Genomic DNA, 22,872 nt, shown 5'->3' on the forward strand with positions numbered 1-22,872 from the left:
CGGATCTTGGTGGTGTCCGCGCCGCGGACCGGCCGTCGCCGCGGGCGCGGTCATCTCGTCCGTCCCTACGGAGGTCCCGTGTCCGAGTCGTACAGCCCGGTCGCCACGCGGTCCTGGCCGAAGCGGCCGGGACGGCCGAGGCCGGGACGGCCGAGGCGACCGGGATGGCCGGGACATCCGGGGCGACCCCGGCGGCGGGGACGGCAAGACCCCGCGGCTGCCGCCGGGACGGCGTGACCATGGTCCTGTCGGTGGAGCACATCGCCAAGAGGTACGGCTCGCGGCCCGTCCTGCGGGACGCGAGCCTGCGCGCCGGCCGCGGGCAGCTCGTCGGCGTCGTGGGCGAGAACGGCGCCGGCAAGACCACCCTGCTGCGCATCCTCAGCGGCGATCTGCGGCCGGACGCCGGGACCGTACGGCTGGACGGCACGCTGGGGTACTGCCCGCAGTACCCGGTGCTGGACGAGGAGCTGTCGGCGCGGCAGCATCTGCGGCTCTTCCAGATCGCGCACCGGCTGCCCGGCCTCGACCGGGCGGAGGACCTGCTGCGGGCTCTCGGTCTCGACGCCTACGACCGGCAGCCGGTCCGGACGCTCAGCGGCGGCACCCGGCAGAAGCTCAACCTGGTCCTGGCCCTGATGCACGACCCGGCGGTGCTGCTGCTGGACGAGCCCTACCAGGGTTTCGACTGGGACACGTATCTGCGGTTCTGGGACATCGCGCAGGACCTGAGGAAGGCCGGCCGCACCGTGCTGATCGTCTCCCATCTCGCCTACGACACCCAGCGGCTGGACGTCCTGTACCGGCTCGCCGACGGCCGGCTGCACCGGGCGCCCACCACCGGAGCGCACGGATGACCGGCGTGCCGGGAGGAGCGACGGGCAGGTCCGGGAGGACGGGAGGGAGCGCGCCCACCGCCTACCGCATCGCCGCCGGGTACGGCCTGCTGGCCCTGGCCAGGAACCGGCTCGCCCTGATCCTGCTGGCCGTGTTCGTGCCGCTGTGGATCACGGTGGCCAAGACCGTGGCCACCCCGGAGCTGTTCCCGTTCCGGCTGCGGGCCACCGGGCAGGTGCTGCACGCGGGCGGCGACAAGATCACGATGATCAGCGGCTCGCTCAACGCCGTGTCCCTGCTGGTCGGGTTCTGGATGTTCAGCGCCGCCCGCCGCACCGCGGCCTTCGACCGGCGGCTGACCGCGGCCGGGTTTCCGCGCGGCGCGCTGCTGGCCGCCAAGCTCACCGCCCTGCTGGCCACCGCCGCCCTGGTCAGCGCGTACGCGGTGGCCTGGATGATGCTGTACTGGCGGCCGCGCCAGCCCGGGCTGCTCGTCCTCGCCGTGCTGGCCGCGTCCCTGATCTACGGCGCGATGGGGCTGTTCCTGTCGCTGTTCCTGCCCGGCGAGGTCGAGGGCATGGTCGCGATCATCATGACCAGCATCATCGACCTCGCCCCGCAGAACCCCATCGCGGCGACCACCGCCAACAGTCCCCTGATCGCCTGGCTGCCCAGCTACGGCTCCCTCCAGACCTCTCTCCAGGCAGGTTTCACCGACCGGCCGGCCCTCGCCCCGCTGGCCGACAGTCTCGCCTGGCTCGCCGCCCTGTCGCTCGTCGCCCTGGCCGCGTTCCTGCGTCGCACCCACGTCCACACGGCCGCCCCGCCCGGCGACCGCCCGGCCGGCGGTCCGCTCAGGCGGGCCGCGGGGGTGTTCGGCAGACGGTAGGGGTGGCGGCGGACCTGCCGGAGCCCGCGACGTGGCCTGTCAAGTGGTCGGCTACGGGCTCAGTTGGCGTTCGAGCGCGCGGCCCACCGGGTGGCCGCCGATCGTCGGCGTGGGGACGGTCAGCCGGGCCGACTCCAGGGCGGCCTCGGTCTGCCGGACGCTCGCCGCCAGCGAACGGCACGGGCCGAACGCGCTCCGCGACGCCGCCTCGCCGGAGTAGGTCCGCACGGTGCCGTCGCGTACGTCGTCGTACCGCACGCCCCGCCCCAGGGTGCCGCTGTCCAGGAACCACTGGACGTAGCGCTCCTCGTGGCCCACGAGAACGGACTCCGCGAGGCCGTCCTCCGCGTGCAAGCCGAACCACCACCGCGGGCCGCCGGCGAGGAAGTCCTCCGCGCCGGGCAGCCGGCCCAGCAGCGACTCCATCAGCACCAGCCGCCGTACCAGGTCGGGCCGGCGCATCGCCAGCAGGAACGCGGGCGGGGTGCCGACGTCGATGCCCACCACCGCGGCGCAGGTCACGCCGAGCGCCGTCAGCAGGCCCTCGGCGTCGGCGGCCAGCGTACCGGCGTCGTACCCGCCCGCCGGACGGGCGCTGTCGCCGAAGCCGCGCAGATCGGGTGCGATCACCCGGTGCCGGCACGCCAGTCCGCCGATGACGGGGCTCCACAGCCGCCAGGTGTGCGGGAAGACGTGCAGCAGCAGGACGGCGGGTCCCCGGCCGGCCGTCGCCACGTTGAGTTCGACGCCGCCGACGGTGAGTCTGCGCAGGGTCACGTCGACGCGATGGGGGCCGCCGGGCACGGGGACGGTGGTGGTGTGGCCGACACGGCTTGCTGAACAGGCGGTGCTGACACGGACGTTCTGATGCGGGGCCTCTTGGTGCGGAGCGTGCACGCGGGCGGCGCCCGTGGGCCGGCGCCGTGAACTGAGATGAACGGCTCCGAGTCGCGCATTCGCCTCAGTTCGCGCACCACGATGACCCATCACCCCCTAGCGTCAACAAGTCGGGAGCGGAACACAGCGGAACACCACCATTCGCCCGCCGCCTCCCGACGGTCCGTATGGGGGATGCCGCCCACGGATGACGGGGTTTCCCCACGGATGCGCGTGCGCCGGGGCCCGGGTCGGCTTGCCGCGCTCGCCCGGCCGGCTTCCCGGACCGCTCGGGCGCCCGCGCCCGCGTGCTCCCGAGGCGCTCTTCACGGCACATCAAGTTGGCATGTACATTCCTCATCGGTCGTCTGCCGCGCCCCTCACCCCCACCGGAGGAACCATGCACGGTCGCAGAGTCCTCGTCCCCGCCGCCCTCGCCCTTGCCTCGCTGGCCTTCCTCGCGCCGGCCGCCGACGCCAGCGGCACCAAGATGAGCCAGTCCGCCGCGGCGAGCAAGCTCAGCGCCGCCGGCATCACCTGGAGTTCCAGCGGCCACTGCACGACGCGCTCCAACTCCACCTGTACGTCGTTCGAGCAGATCAACTCGGGCACGGTCGACGCCATGATCACCCTCAAGCGGGCCAGCGGGTGCGCCATCAACATCACCGGCGGCACCGAGGTGGGCCACGCCTCGGGGACGTACAGCCACTACAACGGCTACAAGGTGGACACCTCGCACAACTCGTGCCTGGACTCCTACGTCAAGAACAGCTTCACCTACATCGGACTGCGCGGAGACGGCTACCCGCAGTGGCAGGCCGCCTCCGGCAACCTCTACTGCGACGAGGGCAACCACTGGGACATCACGGTGTACTGACCGCCCCCGGCCACCCGCACCGCCGGGCCGGCCGGACCCGGCGCCCCTCGGCCGACGACGCAGGGCGCGCCCTCGGCCGAGAGGCGTAGGCCCCTCGCACCATGTGCGCCGGCCCCTCGCACCATGTGCGCCGCTCGCGTGCTCGATAGCGTCGGTGTCCATGGAGACCACCGGGAACGCCCCCCGCCCGACGGCGGAGCGCACACGCGCGACACTCGAACGCCTCGGCGTCGAACGGGACATATGGGTGGCGACCGCCCATCCGGAGCACGGTCCGCACCAGGTGCCGCTGTGGTTCCTGTGGGACGGGGAAGCGGTGTGGCTGTGCACCGGCGCCGGTTCCGCGACCGTCCGGAACCTGCGCGTGGAGCCGCGCGTGCGGCTGGCGTTGCCCGACACCCTGGACGTGGCGCTGCTCCAGGGGGAGGCGGTGTGCTTCCCGGAGCAGGACGTGCCCGAGGACACGGCGACTGCGTACACCGCCAGGTTCGGCTGGGACCCGCGCGCCGAGGAGAAGCCCTTCGTGTATGTGCGGGTCGCGCCGACGACCGTGCGCGCCTGGCGCGGCGAGCCGGAACTGCGCGGCCGGGTCGTCATGCGCGACGGCGCCTGGCTCGGAGCGGAGTGAGGGGCGGCGGGCGGCCGAGGCGAAGGGCGGGCCGGGAATGACGGGAGCAAAAGCGTGGTTGGCACCTGTCATGCGCGCTTCTTCCCCACGGCCCCCGGCACCCCGTATGCCGCTCGCCGTCTACATCCTCGGCCTGTCCGTGTTCGCGCTCGGGACGAGCGAGTTCATGCTCTCCGGGCTGCTGCCGCCCATCGCCGAGGACATGGACGTGTCCATCCCGCAGGCGGGCCTGCTGATATCGGCGTTCGCGATCGGCATGGTGATCGGCGCGCCGCTGCTCGCGGCGGCGACGCTGCGTCTGCCGCGCAAGACGACGCTCGTCGCACTGATCTCGGTGTTCGGCCTCGGCCAGGTCGCGGGCGCGCTGGCACCGACGTACGAGATCCTGTTCGTCTCGCGCGTGGTGAGCGCGCTCGCGTGCGCCGGTTTCTGGGCGGTCGGCGCGGCCGTCGCCATCGCGATGGTGCCGGTGACCGCGCGGGCCCGGGCGATGGCGGTGATGATCGGCGGGCTGTCGATCGCCAACGTCCTGGGGGTGCCGGCCGGCGCCTTCCTCGGCGAGCACCTGGGATGGCGGTCGGCCTTCTGGGCGGTGGGCGTCGCCTCCGCCATCGCGCTGGTCGGCGTCCTCACCCGCATCCCGCGCATCCCACTGCCCGAGCGGCGCTCGGCGCTCCGGGGCGAGCTGGCGATCTACCGGGACCGGCAGGTGTGGCTCTCCATCGGGGTGACCGCTCTCGCCGCGGGCGGCGTGTTCTGCGCCTTCTCCTACCTGGCGCCGCTGCTCACCGACGTGGCCGGGCTGGCGGACGGCTGGGTGCCGACCGTGCTGGCGCTCTTCGGCGTCGGCGCGCTGGTCGGCACCACGGTCGGCGGCCGGGTCGCCGACGCGCACCTGTTCGGCGTGCTGCTCTCGGGCATCACCACCTCGACCGTGCTGCTGGTCGCCCTGGCGCTGTTCGCGTCGAGCCCGGTGGCCGCGGTCGCCCTGTCGTTCCTGCTCGGCTTCTCCGCGTTCTACACGGCCCCGGCGCTGAACGCGCGCATGTTCAATGTGGCGGGCGCCGCACCCACGCTGGCCGGCGCGACGACGACGGCCGCCTTCAACCTCGGCAACACCGGCGGGCCCTGGCTCGGCGGCACGGTGATCGACGCAGGCTTCGGCTTCGCCTCCACCGCCTGGGCGGGCGCGGCCATGACGGCGGTGGCGATCGCCCTGGTGAGCGTCTCACTGCGGCTGCACAGCCGGTCGCGGGTCGTCCGGACGAGCGCGCCGCGCGGGGTTGGTGCGGAGGGCGCCTCGGGTGCTGTCGCTTCGAGTGGGGTCATCTCCGGTACGGTCGTCTTCGGCACACCCGCCTCCGGTGGGTCCGCCTCCGGAGGGGCGGACGGGGTGGGGGAACACGGCGTGACGGGGACGGAATCCACGCCGGCTGCGTGCAGCGCGGTGTCCGGAACCGGTGGCGGCGAGGAGCGGCCGGTGGCCGGGGCGCCCGTCCGCGACTGAGCCGGGCGCGCCACCACCGCCCGCGGCCCCCGGGCGGGCCACCCAGCCCTCCCGCCCGCCTCGCGGTCCCGGGAGTGTGCCACCCCGTCCCGCCCGCCGTCCCGTCGCCCCGGTCAGTCCGGGCGGCGGGTGTTCTCATAGGGGGGCCGATCAAACGTGACTGACAGATCGTCGGCCGTGTGGTTACGATGTCGGCGATGAAGAACTTCTCCTCGTACGGATTGGGGGAATCGTCCGCGCAAGGTGAGTGCTGATGGCACATCACCTCGCACCGGAGATTCCGACCCGCCTGTTGATGTGGCAGCGCGTACGCGAGTACGCCGTGCCACCGTCCATGATCGAGACCGCGACCGCACGCCGTGGGGTCGGAGACTGGGCCGGCGCCTGCGCCGCGGCCCGCGTCGACGTCGATCTCGATCTGCGCGTCGTGCGCGACCGCCACGGCACCGACCTCATCCACCGTCTCCGCGCGGACCTGCGCCGCCTCGCGCCCGATCTGCTCCGCTGGCACATGCCCCGGATCGCCCCGGACGGGCGGCTCCGCCCCGGCCTCACCGTCTGTCTGGCCCGTTACCCTCAACCGGGCTCCTCAGCCTTGCAGTTGGTGGTCCGGACACCGCCCGCCCGGGCGGATGCCGGGCAGCGGATCTCGCTGGCGCTGTGGGAGGGGACGGGTGAGGGCTCCCCCGGCCGCCGTCCGCCCGCACACCCGCACCCCCACCCCGAGCGGCGTTTCCGGCTCGATCTGCACCGGCATCTGTGGGACTCCGGCCGGTGCGGAGAGCTGGCCTGGCGGTGCGGTGCGCGCGGAGAAACCTGCGCCCCGCCCGATCCGTCGCCCCCCGCTGGTCCACCGCCTGGTCACGACTGCGTCTGGGCGGTCCAACGCTGGGCCGCCGAGGCCGAGTTGCTGCTACGGGCCGAGGGGCGGACGCGCGCGGCCTTCACCGTACGGCTCGGTGCGCGCAGCCGCGCGGTGCTCGAACTCGTCGCCCCCGACGACAGCCATGTCCCCACGTTCCGGCCCCTGCGCGAGACGCTGCCGCCGCAGGAGACCGCGGCGCTCCCGGTGCTGCCGGAGGCGGCGGCCCGGGCCTTGCCGGACCTGGAACTGCTGCGGGCCGGACTGATCACCCCAGGCCGGCTGCACCCACTCGTCGCCCCGGCCCTGGCGGCGTACGGCCGTGAGCCGGTGGCCGCCATCGCCTCCGAGCCGGGCGATCCGCACCGGGTGGAGTGCCGGGGCGAGGTGCACCGGATCGCGCTGCGGGACGGGGTGCTGACGGCGGTCGACCATGATCCGGCCCAACTGCGGCGGGAGGAACTGCTGGTGGCGTTGGGCGGACCGGCGCTGCCCTGTCTGCGAGCGATCGACGCGGTGCACCGCAACCCCGAAGCGCTGCCCGCCGTGCGGGAGCGGCTCGGCCACGGTGACGTCGCCGGGGCGCTGACCGTGGTCGAGGGGCTGCTCGGGCCCGGCGCGGTGCTGCGCGACGGTCCGTTGCGGACGGAACTGGAGTCCGCCGCGGCCCGCCGCGTCGACCACGGGCTGTTCCGCTCGGGGCTGGTCGCCGAACACCCCGCCGCCGGTACGGCAGGAGGCGGGAACGGCCCGGGCGGGAGACACGGCGAGCCGGACCACCGTCCACGCGTCGACCGGCACACGCCGGACGCGATCCGCGTCCGGCGTGGCCACCGGAACCGCCCCCGTATGTGCCTGCCCGGCTGACCGCCACGCTCGACTTCCCTGCCCGCGGCGTCAGTCCAGCGCCGCATCCCCTCGTCCTGCCGGGCCGCGCACCAGGCGCCGTACGCCCTCGTCCCGCCACACCCCGCGCCGCACCCCCGCGCCGTCCATGTCATCCGGGACGCACCGTCCCGTTCCCTGCTCCCACCCAAGGTGATGCCCTGTGACCCACCGCACCCCGACCGGCGCCCGACTCGCCGTCGCCGAAGACCTCCTGTCCCTCCTGCGCACGACCACCACCGAGCCGCGCCCCGACGAGCAGTTGGCGGCGCTCACCCTGGCCGTCGCCGCCGATCTGCCCGTACTGCTGTGGGGCGAGCCGGGCATCGGCAAGACCGCGGCCCTCACCCAGCTCGCCGCCTCCCTCGATCTGCCGCTGACCACCGTGATCGCCAGCGTCCACGAACCGTCCGACTTCTCCGGGCTGCCCGTCGTGGGCGACGACCCGGCGGTGCGGGGTGTGCCGATGGCCCCGCCGCAGTGGGCGGTCGAACTGGTACGGGCCGGACGCGGGCTGCTCTTCCTGGACGAGTTGTCCACCGCCACCCCGGCCGTCCAGGCCGCGCTGCTCCGGGTGGTCCTGGAGCGGAGGGTGGGCGCGCTGCAACTGCCGCCGGGGGTGCGGATCGTGGCCGCCGCCAATCCGCGCGCTTCGGCGGCGGACGGCTGGGAGCTGAGTCCGCCGCTGGCCAACCGGTTCGTGCACCTGTACTGGGTGCACGACCGGGAGGTGGTGGTGCGCGGGCTGGGCGGGGTGTGGCCCCGGGCGCGGTTGCCCCGGCTCGCGGCGGAGCGGCTGCCGGAAGCCGTGGCCTTCGCCCGGCGGGCGGTCTGCGGCTTCCTGGAGGTACGGCCGACGCTGATCCACCGGCTGCCGAGCGGCGAGGCGCGGCGCGGCGGCGCGTGGCCGTCGCCGCGCAGTTGGGAGGCGGCGCTGACGCTGCTGGCCTTCGCCACGGCGGCCGGTGTCTCGCGGGATGTGCTGGCGCTGCTGGTGCGGGGTGCGGTGGGCGACGGGCCGGGGCTCGAACTCCTCGCCCATCTGGACCGGATGGACCTGCCGGACCCGGAGTCGCTGCTGGCCGACCCGGCCGCCGCCGAGTTGCCGCAGCGCGGCGATCTGCGTCAGGCGGCGCTGGAGGCGGTGGTCGCCGCCGTCGGGGCACGGCCGGAACGGGCGAGGTGGGAGGCGGCGTGGGCGGTGCTGGTACGGGCGCTGGAGACCGGCGCGCCGGACCTCCTGGTCGCCCCGGCGACGGCGCTGGCCGCGCTCCGGCGCGACGACTGGGAGGTGCCGGAGGCGGTGGAACGGCTGGCCGGGGTGGTGGGCCTGGCCCGGCGGGCGGACCGGTCGGTGCAGCGGGTCGCGGCGACGGCGGGGGCGGCGCGGACAGCGGGGGCGAGCCGATGACGGCCCCCGCGAAGCGGCCGGCGCCGCCCCAGACGGTCTCCCGGGCAGCACCGCCGCAGACGGCGCCCCGGGCGATGCCGTCACAGACGGCGCCCCGGACGGTGCCGCCCGGCTCCCTGTCGCGCCCGGCTTCCTCGGCGTCGACGGCACACCCGGCGACACGCCCGGCACCGTCGGCCTCGCCGTCACAGACGGCGCCCCGCCCCACGCCGTCCGCCTCGGGCTCACACCCGGTGGCGCACCCCGTGCCGCCCACCCCGCGGCCGCGCCCGACACCCCGGTCCTCTGCACGGCCCGCGTCGCCGCTCCCGCTCCCCCACCCCATGCCGCCGCCCCCGCCCCCGCGCCCCGTACGGGTCGCCGTACCGAGGGTGCCGCAGGGCGCCGGTGGGGGGCCGGACGCGTGGTCGGCCAAGGCGGCGGCGACGCGTCCCGACTCCCCCTCGACATGGGAAAGTTGCTGACCGCCCGGCTGCATGCCGTGAAGGTGCGTCCCTATCTGGCGGACGCGCTGTTCGCGCTGCACATCGTCGAGGACCCGTCGGTGCCGACGATGGCGGTGGACGCGTACTGGCGCTGCTACGTCTCCCCCGGCTTCGTGGCACGTATGCCGCTGGAGGAGCTGGCGGGTGTGTGGGTGCACGAGGTGTCCCATCTGCTGCGCGACCACCACGGGCGGGGCGAGCGGTACGCGCGCGAGCACGAGGGGTCCGGGCCGGGCGAGGGGTCCGGGCCGGGCGAGGGTTCCCGGCCGGGCGAGGCAGCCGCGCCGGGGGTGTCTCCGGCCGGCGGCTGGGGGCGGCTGCGGCGGAACATCGCCGCCGACTTCGAGATCAACGACGACATCTTCGGCGACGGGCTGCCCCGGCCCGCCGGTGCCGCGGTGCCGTCGCTGCTGCGGCTGCCCGAGGGACTGCTGATGGAGGAGTACCTGCGGACGGCGTCGCTGGCCGCCCTCACCGCCGAACTGGCCTGGCTGGACTGCGGAAGCGGCGCCGACGGGCAGGCCCGGCCCTGGGAACTGGGGCCCGGCGGGGCGCACGGGCTGACCCGGCAGCAACGCGACGCGGTCCGCTTCCGGGTCGCCGAGGGGATCAAGGGCCGGCCGGGCGACGCGCCGGACGGCTGGCGCCGATGGGCGGACGAGGCGTTCCATCCGCCGCAGCCGTGGCGGCAACTGCTCGGGGCGGCGGTGCGTTCGGCGGTGGGCGCGCCGGGTACGGGCGAGAACCACAGCTACCGGCGGCCGTCGCGGCGTTCGGCCGGCGTCCCCGGGGTGGTGCTGCCGAGCCTGCGCCGTACGCCGCCGCGGGTGTGCGTGGTGATCGACACCTCCGGGTCGGTGAGCGACGCCGAACTGGGCAGCGCGCTGCTGGAGGTGGCCGCGATCGCGCGGGCGGTGGGCGGGCGGCGCGACCTGGTCTCGGTGATCTCCTGCGACGCGGCGGCGGGTGTCGCCGTACCGCTGTGCCGGGCCGAGAGCATGGCGCTGATCGGCGGCGGGGGCACGGATCTGCGCTCGGGCTTCGCTCGGGCGCTGCGGTCCCGGCCGGGCCCCGACGTGATCGTCGCCCTGACGGACGGGCAGACACCGTGGCCCTCCGCGCGGCCGTCCTGCCGTACGGTCGTCGGGCTCTTCCCGCGTCCGGCCGACCCCGTGCGTGAGAACGATCCGGACTACGTCCCGGACGCGCCGCCGCAGTGGGCGCGGGTGGTCACGATCGGCTGAACCGGCCGGGGCGTCACTCGGCGAGCTGGGTGGCGAGGCCGTCCAGGAGCCAGCCGAGGACGCGTTCGAAGGACTGGGGCGGCGGGGCGTGCCGCGCGGGGTCGGCGGCCCAGCGGCTGAAGTGGGGGTGGCCACCCTGTGCCGCGATGCGGTCGAGGTAGGGGGCGGCGGCCTTGCCCAGGTCACGGTCGGAGGGCAGGCCGACGCGGGCACGCATGGCACGTTCTTCCAGGAGCGCGAGTCCGGAGCCGAGGACGTGGCCGAGCACCGTGTTGACGAAGCCCATCCGGGCCGCGGCGTCCAGGCCGAGCGGTTCGAGTTCGGCGAGCGTGTCGTCGTACAGGCGCAGGGCGTGGGGGCCGAGTGGGGGGCGGCTGAAGGCGAGCCGGGCGAACCAGGGGTGCTGTTGCACCGCCTGCCAGCCGGTGCGGCCGAGTTCGTCCAGCGCAGCCCGCCAGCCCTCGCCGCGCCGTACCCGGATCAGGCCGTAGATCTCGTCGGCCATGAGGTCGGCGAGCCCGTCCTTGCTGCCGACGTAGCGGTAGAGGGCCATCGGGCTGCGGACGCCGAGCCGGGCGGCCAGGGCGCGCATGGTGATCTCGCCGGTCGGCTCCCGGTCGGCGAGGTCGAGCGCGGCGGCCACGATCCGCTCCCGGCTCAACTGCTCGGTGGCTCGCGGGGGCGCGGGCTCGTCGAACCAGACGAGTCCACCGGCCGGGGTCCGGTCGGCGGAGGGGGTCTCGGGGGGCGTCTCGGAAGGAGTCATGGTGATCGCAGCCTAGGCGGTGTACGTTGTACACCATGAGTGGACAACGTACACCTGCGTGGGGAACGCTGCCCGGAGCACTGCCCGCACTCCTGACCGGGACACCGGCCGAGGCCGAGACGGAGGTGCTGGTCGTGGGCGGTGGACTGGTGGGCCTGACGGCCGCTCTGGTCTGCCGCCATCACGGCCTGGCGGTCACCGTCGTGGAGAAGCGGGCGACGACCTCGCCGCAGCCCAAGGCGCGGCGCTTCCATGTGCGCAGCATGGAGATCTTCCGTGAACTCGGCCTGGCCCAGGTGGTGCACGAGGCGGCCCGCGACCTGGCCGGACACGACCGCATGGCCGCCGGGCGCACGCTCGCCGCGGCCGGACTCCTCCCGCTGTGGCGGCCGTCGGGGCCGGGCGGCCCGGAGGTGGAGCCGAGCCCGGAGCCGCCGTGCCTGATCGCCCAGGACACGCTGGAGCCGGTGTTGCGCGAGGCCGCGGTGGCGGCGGGCGCGACGGTGCGGTTCGGTGCGGAACTCACCGCCTTCGAACAGCGGCCGGCGGAGGGCGAGGTCGTCGCCACGCTGCTGGACCGGACGGACGGCCGTCGAGAACGGCTGCGCTGCCGCCACCTGGTGGCCGCGGACGGCGCCCGCAGTACGGTGCGCGAGGCCTGCGGCATCGGCCGGTCGGGCCGGGGTCCGGTCGGCGAGCCGAGCGTCAGCGTCTACTTCCGGGCCGACCTCGGCGACGTCGTCCGGGGCCGGGAGTTCAACCTCTGCCAGATCAACCACCCCGACACGCCCGGCGCGCTCGCCTCGGTCGACGGCCGGCGCCGCTGGGTGTTCATGACCGGGGGCGGGACCGCCGGCCGCGACTGGCCGCGCGTGCTGCGCACCGCGCTCGGCGTTCCGGCCCCGGATCTGGAGGTGCTCAGCGCGCTGCCGTGGCGGGCCGAGATGCTCGTCGCCGACCGCTACACCCACCACCGGGTCCATCTGGCCGGCGACGCCGCGCACGTCATGCCGCCGTTCGCCGCGAGCGGCGCCAACACCGGCATAGCCGACGCGCACAACCTGGGCTGGAAGCTGGCCGCCGTGCTGCGCGGGCGGGCCGCGCCGGCCCTGCTCGACAGCTACGACGCCGAGCGCCGCCCGGCGGGCTGGTTCGCCGCCGACCAGTCCAGCCGCCGCGCCCAGGCGCCGCGCGACCGGGCCACGGCCCCGGACCCCACGCTCGCCCACCCCTATGTGCTGGCGGCCGGCGGCTTCCAGTACACCGAGGGTGCGCTCGCCGCCGGCCCGGCGGACCTCGCGGACCCGGAGCCGGTCACCGAGTTCGCTCCCGCCGGACGCGTCGGCACCCGTGTGCCGCACCGCTGGCTCGACGAGCGGCGCATCCGCTCCACCCTCGACCTCGCCGGCCCCGGCTGGGCCCTGGCGGCGGGCCCCGCGACCCGCGTCCCCGACCGCCTCACCACCCCGGGTCCGTACACCATGGACCTCCCCGTGCACCGGATCGAGGCCGACTTCCTCGCCCCGGACCAGCTCCTGCTGCTCCGCCCCGACCAGGTGGTCGCCTGGCGCGGCACGGACCCGGCGACGGCCACCGCCGCGCTGGCCGGGTTGCTGGCGGGATCCCGCGCCGCGCCCGGGGTGGGGGAACGGACCGGCTGACGCGGGCGCGTGCGCTGAGCGCGGAGACCGACAGGTCGTCGGACCTGGCGCGTTGGCTTCCGGTCAGGCCACCGAGCGGACCCGGTCACCCTCCGCCCGGTCACCCGCGCTCTCCCGGAGCGCGACCGCCAGACGGTCCCGGACCTCGGTCTGGGCGGCGATCCGTCGGTCGAGGACGGCCAGCCGGTCGAGCGCGACCCGCAGCCCCTTGTCCGAGGGCGGCGCCGCGGTCATGTCGCCGTCCAGACAGGGCAGGAACACGCGCACGTCGTCCAGGGTGAGCCCCACGGCCAGCAGGCAGCGGATGTTCCGGACCCTCGCCACGGCCCGCTCGTCGTAGACGCGGTAGCCGTTCGCAGCGCGGTCGGCCCGGATCAGTCCGGCCTGCTCGTAGTGCCGCAGCGCACGAGCGGTCGTGCCGGTCGCTTCGGCCAGCTCGCCGATCCGCACGCGTCCCACCTCCCGGAACACTCCTGCCGGGACCACTCCCGTCAGGACCACTCGTCTCAGGGGCACCCCCGCAGAGGGCACACCTGTGGGCACCACTCCTATCACGCCACGACCGCCCCGCCGTCGACCGGGAGCACCGCTCCGGTGACGAACGAGCCGCCCGGAGAGGAGAGTTGGACGATCGCCCAGGCCACCTCCTCCGGTCGGCCGATCCGGGCCAGCGGGGTGTGGTCCAGCTGCCACGCGCGGATCTCGGCCCGACGCTGCGGCGTCAGGCCCCCGTGCTCGCCGATGGGGGTGTCGATCGCGCCCGGGGCGACCGCCACCACCCTGATCCCCCGTGGCGCCAACTCGACGGCCCAGCTGCGGGTCAGGCTCTCCACGGCGGTCTTGGTCGCCGCGTAGACCGAGTTGCCGGGCCAGGCCCGCCGGTCCACTGCCGTACTGACGTTGACGATCACCCCGCACGAGGCCTCCAGGAGCGGCAGGGCGGCCTGCGTCAGCAGGATCGGGGCGACGAGGTTCGTGGCGAGCTGCGCGGCGATCGCCTCGGGCGTCAGCGTGCCGAGGGCTCCGCCGCGGACGATACCGGCATTGTGGACCAGCACGTCCAGGCGACCGGATGTCTCGGCGACGGTACGGGCGATCCGCTCGGGCGCGCCTTCGGCGGTGATGTCGCCGGGCAGCGGCGTGATCCGGTCGCGCCCGGCCGCGGTCTCCGCCAGCGGTGCGGCACGCCGCCCGATGGCGACCACGTGGGCGCCCTGGGCGGCGAAGGCCCGCGCGGTGGCCCGGCCGATGCCGGTACCGGCTCCGGTGACGGCGACGATCCTGTTGTTCTGCGTCGAGGTGCTGTTCATGCCGGCCAGCGTCCGACCCTGACGCCTACGACAAGGTCAAACCCGCGGTGCGGACAGGACCGTGCGGTACACCCTCGTTCTTACCGTCACTCGATGGGGTTCATTGCGCTCTCTTTACTTCCCCACGCGCGAGAAGGTGGAGATCATCGATCAAGACGGGAACGGCGAATGACCACCGTCGATTTACCCGTCCGTACCGCTCAGCGGCCCATTGCCCAGGCAAGCCAAGGGGATTTGATGACTTCGTCCAGGAAACTCACCGCGCGCTGTATCACTTCCGCCGCCGCCATCGCCGCCCTGACCGCCGTGACCACACCGTCGGCCGATGCGATCGCCTCTCACCAGGCACCTTCGGGAGTGACGTTGGAGTTCGTGAAGAACTTCAAGGACCCGTCACATTCGGTTCTTCGGGTCTACGACGGGAAGAACAAGACGCTCGTCAACAAGTTCCGCGCCGGGTCCGGACTCGGAACCGCCGCGGACTACGACAGCCACGGAAATCTGACCGCCCGGGGAAAGAGGTATCGAAACGATTGCGTGTCCGAAGCGGGCTGGCTGCCCAACGGGACGTACAAACCGACCTCGTTCGAGATCAACAGGGACCAGAAAATCAAGGGATACGCCATCGGACTGCCGAGCCGGAAGTGCCGTGCGAACGGGACAAGGCGGACGGCCCTCTTCATCCACAGCGAGATGACCAAGGACAGGAAGCAGGGCCCACGCGCCGGAGCCGACAGCCCGTACCGCTGGGAAGGCCCCCGGGACTACAAGTCGAACGGCTGCATCAAGCTCCGCCCCGAACACATCGCCTGGCTGTTCAGCTACATGAACAAGCACGGCCGGGCCACCTCACTCGTCGTCCGCTGATCCATGCCACAGCCGGGCAGCCGCCTGCCCGCGACTCACGAAGCACCGGTCGGCTCGAGCGGGCGTGGTCATACGTTTCTGGGTGCTCGGTCGGGTGCGGGCACGGTCGTCCGCCCGGTCGGGTGGCCTTCCTCCGTGTCGCTCACGCGGTCACCGCGCGTCCCCGGGGAACAAGCGGTGCGCGTTGTGGGTGGTGAGGTCGCGCCAGGCGGCGGCGCCGGAGGGCGCGGGCGCGGCGTCCACGGTGGCGACCTGCGCGAGCGCGGCTTCGGCGGGCGTCCAGCAGTAGTCGCTGCCGTAGAGGAGGCGTTCGGTGCCGAAGGCCGCCTCGAAGGCGGGGATCTGGCGGGGGAAGGGCGTGCCGGCCATGTCGTACCAGAGGCGTCCGAGCTGTTCGACGGGGCTCGGCACGTCCTCGGGACCGTCGCCGAAGTGGGTGCGGAAGAGTTCCATCCGGTCGGCGATCAGCGGCAGCACTCCCCCGCCGTGGGTGAGGACCCACCGGATGCGCGGCCGGCGGGCGAGGACGCCGCGGAAGAGCAGGTCGCTCGCGGTGCGGGCGGTGTCGAAGAGGAACTCCAGCATCGGCCGGGGGCGGCCCAGGGCGAGTTCGTCGGCGTGCGGCGGCGAGGTGGGGTGCACGAAGATGACGGCGCCGCGCCGGTCCAGGTCCTCCCAGAGCGGTTCCAGGCGCGGGTCGCCCAGGTAGACGCCGTGGTGGTTGCTCTTCACCGTGACGCCGTCGGCGCCCAGCACGTCGAGCGCGTGGGCGGCCTCGGCGAGCGCACCCTCCACGTCGGGCAGCGGCAGGGAGGCGAAGTGGCCGAACCGCCGGGGATGCGCGGCGCGGACGCGGGCGCCGAACTCGTTGACCTCGCGGGCCAGCGCGCGGGCCGCGGCGTCGTCCCCGAAGTGCACGCCCGGCGACGAGATCGACAGGTACGACTTCTCGATCCCGGCGCGTTCCATCAGGTCGAGGTGGCGTTCGGCGCTCCAGTCGGGCCAGCCGGGCATGCCGTCGGGATGCTCGATGCCGGCGGCCCGGGCGGCGGCCACATAGCCGTCGGTGACGAAGTGGGCGTGGACGTCGACGAGGCCGGTCGGGGTCATACAGCGTCTCCGGTGGTGTGAGGTCGGGTCGGTCGGTGTCAGAGGTGCTGGCGAGGCCGTCTCCGGGTGCCCGCGAGGCAGGTCCCGGGTGCCTGCGAGCGCCACCGTAGGAGGCGCGGCCGTACATTGGCATGGGCCGTTCCGATGAACGGAACAGCGGACGGAACCGCATGACGAAACAGCTCGAACGGAACGGTGCGGGTGAAGCGGCGAGGGGTACGGCGATGTCCGAGGGCGGTGCGCGGCGCAGGGGCGGGGGCAGGCCGCCCGAGGGGCAGCCGGTGATCGACCGGGCGTTCGCCCTGCTCGCCTCCTTCGACGGCGACCACCGTGCGCAGACGCTCGCCGAACTGGCCCGGCGCTGCGGCATCCCCCGCAGCAGCACACTGCGGCTGGCCCGGTCGCTGCTGGGCGTGGGCGCGCTGGAACGCCTGGACGACGGCCGTTACGTCGTCGGGCTGCGGCTCCTGGAGGCCGCCTCGCTGGCGCCGCGCGGTCACGGGCTGCGGACGGTGGCGATGCCGTACATGGAGGATCTCTTCCACGTCACCCGCCAGCATGTCCTGTTCGCCGTCCGGGACCAGGGCGAGGCGCTGCTCGTGGAGCGGTTGTCGGCGCGCGACGCGAGCCCGGTGCGCTACCGCGTGGGCGGCCGGCTGCCGCTGACCTCGACCGGGGTGGGCCTGGTGCTGCTCGCCTTCGCGCCGCCGGCCGTCCAGGAGGAGGCCATCGCCGCGTACGAGCCGGGGCACGGCGACGACGACATCCGCACCCCCGACGATCTGCGCGGGGTGCTCGCGGAGGTACGGCGCGGGGATCACGCCGTGGGGCGCCGGTACCGTCCCTTCCGGATGACCACGGTGGCCGCACCGGTGCGGGACGGCGAGGCGGTGGTGGCGGCCCTGTCGGTCGTCGCGCCGGACACGGGTCCGGGCACTCCGGGCTACGGTCCGGCCGTACGGGCCACGGCGCGGGCTCTCTCCCGCCGGCTCGCCGAGGACGGCAGCCAGGCGGTCGCCCGCGGGTGAAGGGCGCTCCGCGGGGTGAGGGGTGCGCTGCCGCGGAGGCGGCCCCGTCGCCCACACGGTGGTGCGGCCGGCGGGGAGGCGGAGGGTCGAGGTGGAACCGCGCCGGTGCAGCGGTTCGGCCGCCGTCCGCCGCGGACCGTCGGCCGCCTCGGCGACAGCGGCGTCGGCGGCCGGACCGGGGCGCCGGGCGGTGACGGCGAGGGGAGGCCGGCGAGTTCGGGCAGCGGCTGCGTCCGCCCCCCGCGCTGCCTCACCGTACCGCGTTCCTCCAACCCCAACGACCGTCGCGGGCATGCTCGTTCGGCGCCGGGGCACCCGCTTGGTGAAGAAAAGGCAAAGCCGGCGTGGGCCCTTGGGGCGCGCGCACCTCGACCCATCACCAACTCGGGAGTGTTTGATGTCCGGTTATGGCAGCAGTCCTGCCACGTCCACCGCTTCGCGCACCAACGGTCTGGCGATCGCCGGCCTGGTCTGCGGCATCATCGGCGTGTTCTTCCTGAACGTCGTCCTCGGCCCGCTGGCCATCATCTTCGGCGCCATCGCCCTGCGGCAGACGGCGGGCGGTGGTGGCGGCGGTCGTGGGATGGCCAAGGCGGGCGTCGTCCTGGGCATCATCGACCTGGTCATCTTCTTCGTCCTGCTGGCCGTGGCGGCCTCCAACGGCGGCTTCACCTGGTACGTCGGCAGCTGACCCGTCCCCGCAGACCACAGCCCCGCCCCCGCCCCCCCCGGGAGGCGGGGCTGACGCGCGGCAGGCGGAGGAGGATGGGCGAGGCGAGAAAGGCAGGGGGAAGCGGCGGGAAAGGCGAGGAGAAAGGGCGGCCCCTGTCCAGGGCGCAGAGAGCGGGGCCGCCCAAGCCTTGTCGTCCTGTCAGCACAAGGCCCTGCCAGGCTAGAACGGGAACCCACGGGTCCGCGCGCTGCGTACGCCGACCGGAGGACCGGCGCGACCGACACCGGCCACCGGTCGCGGGCGCGCGGCCGCACCGACGGAACGCCGCCCGCTGCCGTCCAGCCTCTCACCACCTGCCGGTCGAGCAGCGCGGAGCGGCGCACATCCGTCCCCTGTCAGCGGTACCGGGGGCGGGTAAACCTGGACGCGCCGGGAATCCAGCGCGGTCGCGCTGGCCACCGGCCCCGTGGAGGGCCTGTCCATCCGCAACCGGCTGCCCGGCACGGTGCGCGAGGTCGCCACGGGTGCGGCGATGGCCTCGGTGCGGGTCGCGGTGGAGGGGGCCGAGCTGACCGCCGCGGTCACCAAGGACGCGGTCACCGATCTCGGCCTGGCGGAGGGCTCCGCCGTCACCGCGCTGTTCAAGTCGACGGAGGTCTCGCTCTCGGCCGCCTGACCCGGCCCTCCCGCGGCGCGCCGGGCCACAGGCGCACCGTCCTCGGCCCGGGAGAGAAGGCGTACAGCTCCTTACTCGGGGGTAGGCACGCGCCACCGCTTGTTATACATTCCGTCTAACAAGCGGTGGCGACACAGTCGTGTCCCGGTCGCCCCCCAGCCGCTGACCGGGGCCGTCGGTCATGCTCACCTCCGCCGTCGTGGACCGGCGTACGGGTGAGCCGGGAACCGGGTTCCGCCACCGGTGACCGTCGTCGGCACGTCAGGTGCCGCACCTGTCGACCCAAGGAGCTCAGATGGCCAGCAGTACCGTACGACCGGAAGTCCAGTCGCGCGCCTCCGCCGTCGCGCAGCGGCTGCTCGACTCCTCGGCGACGCTCTCCTACGACCCGCAGGTGGAGGTCGACTGGGAGGCGCCCCTCGACAAGAGCTACCACGGCGCGAGCCCGGAGTGGAGCACGCTCTACGGCACCGCGTACTGGGACGAGATGACCGAGGCGCAGCGCAAGGAGCTGACCCGGCAGGAGGCCGCCTCGGTGGCCAGCACCGGTATCTGGTTCGAGATGATCCTCCAGCAGTTGGTGCTGCGGGACATCTACGCCAAGGACCCCACCGACGCCGAGTTCCAGTGGGCGCTGACCGAGGTCGCCGACGAGTGCCGGCACTCCATCATGTTCGCGCGCGGCGCCAAGAAGCTGGGCGCGCCCGCCTACCGGCCGCACCGTGTCGCCGTCGAACTCGGCCGCGCCTTCAAGACGATCGCCTTCGGCGAGGCCGCCTACGCCGCCATCCTGGTGGCCGAGGAGGTCCTCGACGTGATGCAGCGCGACTGGATGCGCGACGAGCGGGTGGTGCCCTTCGTGCGCACCATCAACAACATCCATGTCGTCGAGGAGTCCCGGCACATGAAGTTCGCCCGCGAGGAGACGCTCAAGCGTCTGGAGAAGGCGGGCTGGCTGCGCCGGCAGATCCACGCCTTCGTGATCGCCGTCGCCTCGTACGTCATCGTCACCAGCATGGTGAACAAGCGGGTGTACGCCAACGCCGGGCTCGACAGCGCCCGCGCGATCGCCGAGGCGAAGGCCAACCAGCACCACAAGTCGATGATGCGGTCGAGCTGTTCGGGGCTGATGGGCTTCCTCTCCTCCGCCCGGCTGCTCACCCGGCCCGCCCTCGCGTTCTACAAGCGCGCCCACCTGATCTGAACCGGACCGGCCGCCATGACCTACGTCATCACCCAGACCTGCTGCTCGGACGCCACCTGTGTCGCCGTCTGCCCGGTCAACTGCATCCATCCGACGCCGGAGGAACGCGCCTTCGCCGGCACGGAGATGCTGTACATCGACCCCAAGTCCTGCATCGACTGCGGTGCGTGCGCGGACGCCTGCCCGGTGGACGCGATCTCGCCCGCCGACCGGCTGACCGGCGCGCAGGCTCGGTACGCCGAGGTCAACGCGGCGTACTACGCGGACGCCGAGCCGGCGGGCGTCGCCGAGGGCAGCCCCAACTTCCATGCCTGGGGTGCGCCCGCGTTCGAGCGCACACTGCCCGCCGACTTCGGGCGGCTGCGCGTCGCCGTGGTGGGCACCGGCCCGGCCGGCATGTACGCCGCGGAGGACCTGCTGCTGCACACCGACGCCGAGGTGACGCTGATCGACCGGCTTCCGGTCGCCGGCGGTCTGGTGCGGTACGGCGTGGCGCCGGACCATCCCGCGACGAAGCGGATCGGCGACTCCTTCGCCCGCTTCCACACCCATCCCCGGGTACGGATGCTGCTCGGCGCCGAGGTCGGCAAGGACGTCACCGTCGAGGAGGTCGCCGCCCACCACGACGCCGTCGTCTACGCGGTCGGCGCCTCCGGTGACCGCCGACTGGGTGTCCGCGGCGAGGAGTTGGCGGGCAGCATCTCGGCGACGGCGTTCGTCGCCTGGTACAACGGCCATCCGGACGGCGCCCCCGACGGGATCGACCTGTCCGCCGAGCGCGTCGTCGTGGTCGGCACCGGCAACGTCGCCCTGGACGTGGCCCGCATCCTGGTCTCGGACCCGGACGAGCTGGCCGGCACGGACATCGCCGACCACGCGCTCGCCGCGCTGCGCGCCGGACGCGTCCGGGAGGTCGTGCTGCTCGGCCGGCGCGGCCCCGAGCACGCGGCCTGCACTCGGCCGGAGTTGCTGGCGCTGAGTCATCTGCCCGGCGTGGAACTGGTCGTGGACGACCACGATCCGCGCATCGGCGAGGCCCTGGCCGCGGCCGGTCCGCAGGACAAGGCGGCCCTGCTGCGCGACGCCGCCCGCGAGCGGGTGGACTGGTCGCGGCCCCCGGCCGCCGAGGGCGACCGCCGGATCGTGTTCCGCTTCCACTCCGCAGCCGAGGAGGTGTGCGGCGAAGACGTTGTGCGCGCCCTGCGTGTGACCGGGGGCGAGGGCGGCGCGGAGATCGGGGCGGGCATGGTGCTGCGGGCGATCGGCTACCGGGGTGTGCCGGTGCCGGGGCTGCCGTTCGACACCGCGACGGGCACCGTGCCGCACGAGGCCGGCCGGGTGGCCGGACGGCCGGGCGCGTATGTCGTGGGGTGGATCAAGCGGGGTCCCTCCGGGGGCATCGGCGCGAACCGGGCGTGCGCCGCGGAGACCGTCGGCACGCTCCTCGCCGACGCGGTCGCCGGTGCGCTGCCGGCGCCGGAGCACTCGGCCAGGGCGTTCCAGCGGCTGGTACGGCGGCGCAACCGCCGTATCGTGGACGCGCGGGGCCTGGCGGCCATCGAACGCACCGAGCGGGCCCGCGGCAGCCGGGGCGGCAGACCCCGCAGCAAGCTGGTGACGGTACCGGAACTGCTCGCGGCGTCGAGGAGCCGCCTCACCTCGACGCGCTGAGGGGGCTGGGTCCCGGCCGGGCGGGGCGGCCGGTCCGGACCCGGGCGGAGGCGCGGGGCGGGCAGGGCGCACGAAGAAGGGCCCGGACGAGATCCGGGCCCTTCTTCTTCTCGTAGCGGGGACAGGATTTGAACCTGCGACCTCTGGGTTATGAGCCCAGCGAGCTACCGAGCTGCTCCACCCCGCGTCGTTGAACACCACTGTACACGTGATCGGAGGTGGTCAGGCACCACGGGAGCGCCGGGCGCGGACCAGGGCGCCGCAACCCTCCAGCACCAGCCTCCCCGAGAGGACGCCGGACTCGATACGGCGGCGGGTCCCGGCGGACAGATCGCAGCCGTGAGGCGGTCTTGTCGGCCGTCCGACCACCGGGCCGCGGCGCACGGCTACCGCGCACGGGCGCCGCGCACGGCCGTCCGGGCCGGCTGGTCGCGCTCCGTGAGCGGTCGGTGCCCCGTCGCGCTCGGGGCACCGTGAGCAGCCACCGCCGGCCGCTTTCAGCGTCCCGCCTCGCCCTCGACCAGGCGCCGCAGGGAGGGCAGCAGCGCGTCGAGGTCCTGGCCGGTGCGGAAGGCGACGACGGTGGTGCCGCCGTCCGTGCCGTCCGCCCGGGCGCCCGGCGCCGGGAACAGCGCGAGCACCTCGCCCATCGCCTCGTCCAGCTCGGTCGCGGGATCGGCGGACTCGCCGCGCAGCCAGCGGCGCAGCACATGGTTGTGGGCGGCGACGACGGAGGCCGCCATCAGCTCGGCGCGCAGGGACGCCGATGTCGTCGGATCGCCCATCCAGTCGGCGATGAACTCGCGGAACAACCGCTGGTAGCGGGCCACGCTCGCGATCTCGCGGTCGCGCAGGGCCGACACCTTGCTGGTCAGGGCATAGCGCCGACGGGCGAGGTCGCCCTCCTCGATGTAGTGCAGCAGCACCAGCCGGACCGCGTCCGAGACGGCGACGAGGGCGGTGCGGTGGCTGGAGGTCGCCAGCCGGTCGCGGATCAGTTCGAGCAGCCGGTCGTGGTCGGGGAAGATGACCGCTTCCTTGGACCGGTAGTGCCGGAAGAACGTGGTACGTCCCACTCCGGCCCGTTCGGCGATGTCGTCGACGGTGGTCTGCTCGTATCCGCGCTCGTCGAACAGCGCGAAGGCGGCGTCCGCGAGTCGGATCCGCGCCGGTGGCTTGCTCATGACCGCCCATCCTCCCCCGTCATGGCCCCTGGTGACCACTTGCCCGACCTCATGGTACTGAGTACCGTATATCAGAGATCTAGTACCAGATGACGAGAACCCGGTGGTGCAACCAGTGACCGACATCGACCTCCACACCACCGCGGGGAAACTCGCGGATCTTCAGCGGCGCATCCAGGAAGCGACGCACGCCGGCTCGGAACGCGCCGTCGAAAAGCAGC

The 22,872-nt window shown here is 74.0% G+C and carries 19 protein-coding genes, 1 tRNA gene and 2 pseudogenes; 15 read left to right on the forward strand and 7 right to left on the reverse strand.

Features of this window, described 5'->3' with window-relative positions; translation table 11 throughout:
* The first annotated feature begins 239 nt into the window (after window positions 1–239).
* Both AB0N63_RS23975 and AB0N63_RS23980 read left to right on the forward strand, forming a co-directional pair.
* Window positions 240–857, forward strand: coding sequence for an ABC transporter ATP-binding protein (locus tag AB0N63_RS23975; RefSeq protein WP_365531321.1), 618 nt, complete (start codon window positions 240–242; stop codon window positions 855–857).
* Window positions 854–1,726, forward strand: coding sequence for a hypothetical protein (locus AB0N63_RS23980; protein ID WP_365531279.1), 873 nt, complete (start codon window positions 854–856; stop codon window positions 1,724–1,726). Before AB0N63_RS23975 ends, AB0N63_RS23980 begins: the two co-directional genes overlap by 4 nt.
* A 28-nt stretch (window positions 1,727–1,754) precedes the next feature.
* Here AB0N63_RS23980 and AB0N63_RS23985 read toward each other — a convergent pair.
* Window positions 1,755–2,530, reverse strand: a pseudogene (locus tag AB0N63_RS23985) (alpha/beta fold hydrolase); the annotation flags it as partial.
* Window positions 2,531–3,002: 472 nt separating this feature from the next.
* Between AB0N63_RS23985 and AB0N63_RS23990 the strand changes: the two are divergent.
* The 6 genes from AB0N63_RS23990 to AB0N63_RS24015 all read left to right on the forward strand — a co-directional run bounded on the left by AB0N63_RS23990 (window position 3,003) and on the right by AB0N63_RS24015 (window position 10,501).
* Window positions 3,003–3,479 carry a hypothetical protein gene (locus tag AB0N63_RS23990; RefSeq protein ID WP_019983277.1) on the forward strand — a complete coding sequence of 159 codons (477 nt, stop codon included), beginning with the start codon at window positions 3,003–3,005 and terminating at the stop codon, window positions 3,477–3,479.
* Window positions 3,480–3,639: 160 nt separating this feature from the next.
* Window positions 3,640–4,107 carry a pyridoxamine 5'-phosphate oxidase family protein gene (locus tag AB0N63_RS23995; RefSeq protein ID WP_365531281.1) on the forward strand — a complete coding sequence of 156 codons (468 nt, stop codon included), beginning with the start codon at window positions 3,640–3,642 and terminating at the stop codon, window positions 4,105–4,107.
* A gap of 106 nt (window positions 4,108–4,213) precedes the next feature.
* Window positions 4,214–5,614, forward strand: coding sequence for a Cmx/CmrA family chloramphenicol efflux MFS transporter (locus tag AB0N63_RS24000; RefSeq protein WP_365531323.1), 1,401 nt, complete (start codon window positions 4,214–4,216; stop codon window positions 5,612–5,614).
* 253 nt (window positions 5,615–5,867) lie between these two features.
* Window positions 5,868–7,343, forward strand: a complete 1,476-nt coding sequence (locus AB0N63_RS24005; RefSeq protein WP_365531283.1) for a hypothetical protein — start codon at window positions 5,868–5,870, stop codon at window positions 7,341–7,343.
* Between the two features lie 181 nt (window positions 7,344–7,524).
* Entirely contained in the window at window positions 7,525–8,772 is a 1,248-nt protein-coding gene (locus AB0N63_RS24010) for an AAA family ATPase (protein ID WP_365531284.1), read from the forward strand.
* Between the two features lie 448 nt (window positions 8,773–9,220).
* A complete protein-coding gene (locus AB0N63_RS24015) occupies window positions 9,221–10,501 on the forward strand; it encodes a VWA-like domain-containing protein (RefSeq protein ID WP_365531286.1) in 1,281 nt (426 codons plus the stop codon).
* A gap of 13 nt (window positions 10,502–10,514) precedes the next feature.
* Here AB0N63_RS24015 and AB0N63_RS24020 read toward each other — a convergent pair whose 3' ends face one another.
* The gene (locus AB0N63_RS24020; protein ID WP_365531288.1) at window positions 10,515–11,267 is read right to left on the reverse strand and encodes a TetR/AcrR family transcriptional regulator; all 753 of its coding nucleotides are present in this window, start codon (window positions 11,265–11,267) and stop codon (window positions 10,515–10,517) included.
* 35 nt (window positions 11,268–11,302) lie between these two features.
* Here AB0N63_RS24020 and AB0N63_RS24025 point away from each other — a divergent pair, with 35 nt between their 5' ends.
* Window positions 11,303–12,928 (forward strand): FAD-dependent monooxygenase, encoded by a 1,626-nt coding sequence (locus AB0N63_RS24025; protein WP_365531290.1) that lies wholly within the window; start codon window positions 11,303–11,305, stop codon window positions 12,926–12,928.
* A gap of 63 nt (window positions 12,929–12,991) precedes the next feature.
* On the opposite strand, the gene AB0N63_RS24030 is transcribed toward AB0N63_RS24025, so the two are convergent.
* Together AB0N63_RS24030 and AB0N63_RS24035 are read right to left on the reverse strand one after the other, a co-directional pair.
* Entirely contained in the window at window positions 12,992–13,378 is a 387-nt protein-coding gene (locus tag AB0N63_RS24030) for a MerR family transcriptional regulator (protein ID WP_365531325.1), read from the reverse strand.
* Between the two features lie 101 nt (window positions 13,379–13,479).
* Complete coding sequence (locus AB0N63_RS24035; RefSeq protein ID WP_365531292.1) at window positions 13,480–14,238, reverse strand: SDR family oxidoreductase; 759 nt, start codon at window positions 14,236–14,238, stop codon at window positions 13,480–13,482.
* A 168-nt stretch (window positions 14,239–14,406) separates the two neighbouring features.
* Between AB0N63_RS24035 and AB0N63_RS24040 the strand changes: the two genes are divergently transcribed.
* Window positions 14,407–15,105: a L,D-transpeptidase gene (locus tag AB0N63_RS24040; RefSeq protein ID WP_365531294.1), complete on the forward strand. Its 699-nt coding sequence runs from the start codon at window positions 14,407–14,409 to the stop codon at window positions 15,103–15,105.
* A gap of 150 nt (window positions 15,106–15,255) precedes the next feature.
* Here the strand turns inward: AB0N63_RS24040 and AB0N63_RS24045 are convergent, their stop codons facing one another.
* Complete coding sequence (locus tag AB0N63_RS24045; RefSeq protein WP_365531296.1) at window positions 15,256–16,215, reverse strand: amidohydrolase family protein; 960 nt, start codon at window positions 16,213–16,215, stop codon at window positions 15,256–15,258.
* 224 nt (window positions 16,216–16,439) lie between these two features.
* Here AB0N63_RS24045 and AB0N63_RS24050 point away from each other — a divergent pair, with 224 nt between their 5' ends.
* The 5 genes and pseudogenes from AB0N63_RS24050 (at window position 16,440) to AB0N63_RS24070 (ending at window position 21,467) form a co-directional block, all read left to right on the forward strand.
* Window positions 16,440–17,243: an IclR family transcriptional regulator gene (locus tag AB0N63_RS24050; protein WP_365531297.1), complete on the forward strand. Its 804-nt coding sequence runs from the start codon at window positions 16,440–16,442 to the stop codon at window positions 17,241–17,243.
* Window positions 17,244–17,640: 397 nt separating this feature from the next.
* Window positions 17,641–17,934 (forward strand): DUF4190 domain-containing protein, encoded by a 294-nt coding sequence (locus AB0N63_RS24055; RefSeq protein ID WP_365531299.1) that lies wholly within the window; start codon window positions 17,641–17,643, stop codon window positions 17,932–17,934.
* Window positions 17,935–18,349: 415 nt separating this feature from the next.
* Window positions 18,350–18,592: pseudogene (locus AB0N63_RS24060) on the forward strand (TOBE domain-containing protein); the annotation flags it as partial.
* A 295-nt stretch (window positions 18,593–18,887) separates the two neighbouring features.
* Window positions 18,888–19,796 (forward strand): diiron oxygenase, encoded by a 909-nt coding sequence (locus AB0N63_RS24065; protein WP_365531301.1) that lies wholly within the window; start codon window positions 18,888–18,890, stop codon window positions 19,794–19,796.
* 15 nt (window positions 19,797–19,811) lie between these two features.
* Window positions 19,812–21,467 carry an FAD-dependent oxidoreductase gene (locus AB0N63_RS24070; RefSeq protein ID WP_365531303.1) on the forward strand — a complete coding sequence of 552 codons (1,656 nt, stop codon included), beginning with the start codon at window positions 19,812–19,814 and terminating at the stop codon, window positions 21,465–21,467.
* 113 nt (window positions 21,468–21,580) lie between these two features.
* Here the strand turns inward: AB0N63_RS24070 and AB0N63_RS24075 are convergent.
* Together AB0N63_RS24075 and AB0N63_RS24080 are read right to left on the reverse strand one after the other, a co-directional pair.
* Window positions 21,581–21,654: transfer RNA gene (locus tag AB0N63_RS24075), tRNA-Met, on the reverse strand.
* Between the two features lie 310 nt (window positions 21,655–21,964).
* The gene (locus AB0N63_RS24080) at window positions 21,965–22,651 is read right to left on the reverse strand and encodes a TetR family transcriptional regulator (RefSeq protein ID WP_365531305.1); all 687 of its coding nucleotides are present in this window, start codon (window positions 22,649–22,651) and stop codon (window positions 21,965–21,967) included.
* Window positions 22,652–22,872: the final 221 nt, after the last annotated feature.

Source organism: Streptomyces sp. NPDC093260 (genome assembly GCF_040683715.1).
Lineage (GTDB): Bacteria > Actinomycetota > Actinomycetes > Streptomycetales > Streptomycetaceae > Streptomyces > Streptomyces sennicomposti.

Coding starts and splice junctions, on each gene's coding strand:
- AB0N63_RS24045 (WP_365531296.1), bottom strand. CDS start 16,215: ATGACCCCGACCGGCCTCGTCGACGTCCACGCCCACTTCGTCACCGAC.
- AB0N63_RS24035 (WP_365531292.1), bottom strand. CDS start 14,238: ATGAACAGCACCTCGACGCAGAACAACAGGATCGTCGCCGTCACCGGA.
- AB0N63_RS23990 (WP_019983277.1), top strand. CDS start 3,003: ATGCACGGTCGCAGAGTCCTCGTCCCCGCCGCCCTCGCCCTTGCCTCG.
- AB0N63_RS23975 (WP_365531321.1), top strand. CDS start 240: ATGGTCCTGTCGGTGGAGCACATCGCCAAGAGGTACGGCTCGCGGCCC.
- AB0N63_RS23995 (WP_365531281.1), top strand. CDS start 3,640: ATGGAGACCACCGGGAACGCCCCCCGCCCGACGGCGGAGCGCACACGC.
- AB0N63_RS24065 (WP_365531301.1), top strand. CDS start 18,888: ATGGCCAGCAGTACCGTACGACCGGAAGTCCAGTCGCGCGCCTCCGCC.
- AB0N63_RS24080 (WP_365531305.1), bottom strand. CDS start 22,651: ATGAGCAAGCCACCGGCGCGGATCCGACTCGCGGACGCCGCCTTCGCG.
- AB0N63_RS24000 (WP_365531323.1), top strand. CDS start 4,214: ATGCCGCTCGCCGTCTACATCCTCGGCCTGTCCGTGTTCGCGCTCGGG.
- AB0N63_RS24040 (WP_365531294.1), top strand. CDS start 14,407: ATGACCACCGTCGATTTACCCGTCCGTACCGCTCAGCGGCCCATTGCC.
- AB0N63_RS24055 (WP_365531299.1), top strand. CDS start 17,641: ATGTCCGGTTATGGCAGCAGTCCTGCCACGTCCACCGCTTCGCGCACC.
- AB0N63_RS24015 (WP_365531286.1), top strand. CDS start 9,221: ATGGGAAAGTTGCTGACCGCCCGGCTGCATGCCGTGAAGGTGCGTCCC.
- AB0N63_RS23980 (WP_365531279.1), top strand. CDS start 854: ATGACCGGCGTGCCGGGAGGAGCGACGGGCAGGTCCGGGAGGACGGGA.
- AB0N63_RS24005 (WP_365531283.1), top strand. CDS start 5,868: ATGGCACATCACCTCGCACCGGAGATTCCGACCCGCCTGTTGATGTGG.
- AB0N63_RS24070 (WP_365531303.1), top strand. CDS start 19,812: ATGACCTACGTCATCACCCAGACCTGCTGCTCGGACGCCACCTGTGTC.
- AB0N63_RS24025 (WP_365531290.1), top strand. CDS start 11,303: ATGAGTGGACAACGTACACCTGCGTGGGGAACGCTGCCCGGAGCACTG.
- AB0N63_RS24020 (WP_365531288.1), bottom strand. CDS start 11,267: ATGACTCCTTCCGAGACGCCCCCCGAGACCCCCTCCGCCGACCGGACC.
- AB0N63_RS24050 (WP_365531297.1), top strand. CDS start 16,440: ATGTCCGAGGGCGGTGCGCGGCGCAGGGGCGGGGGCAGGCCGCCCGAG.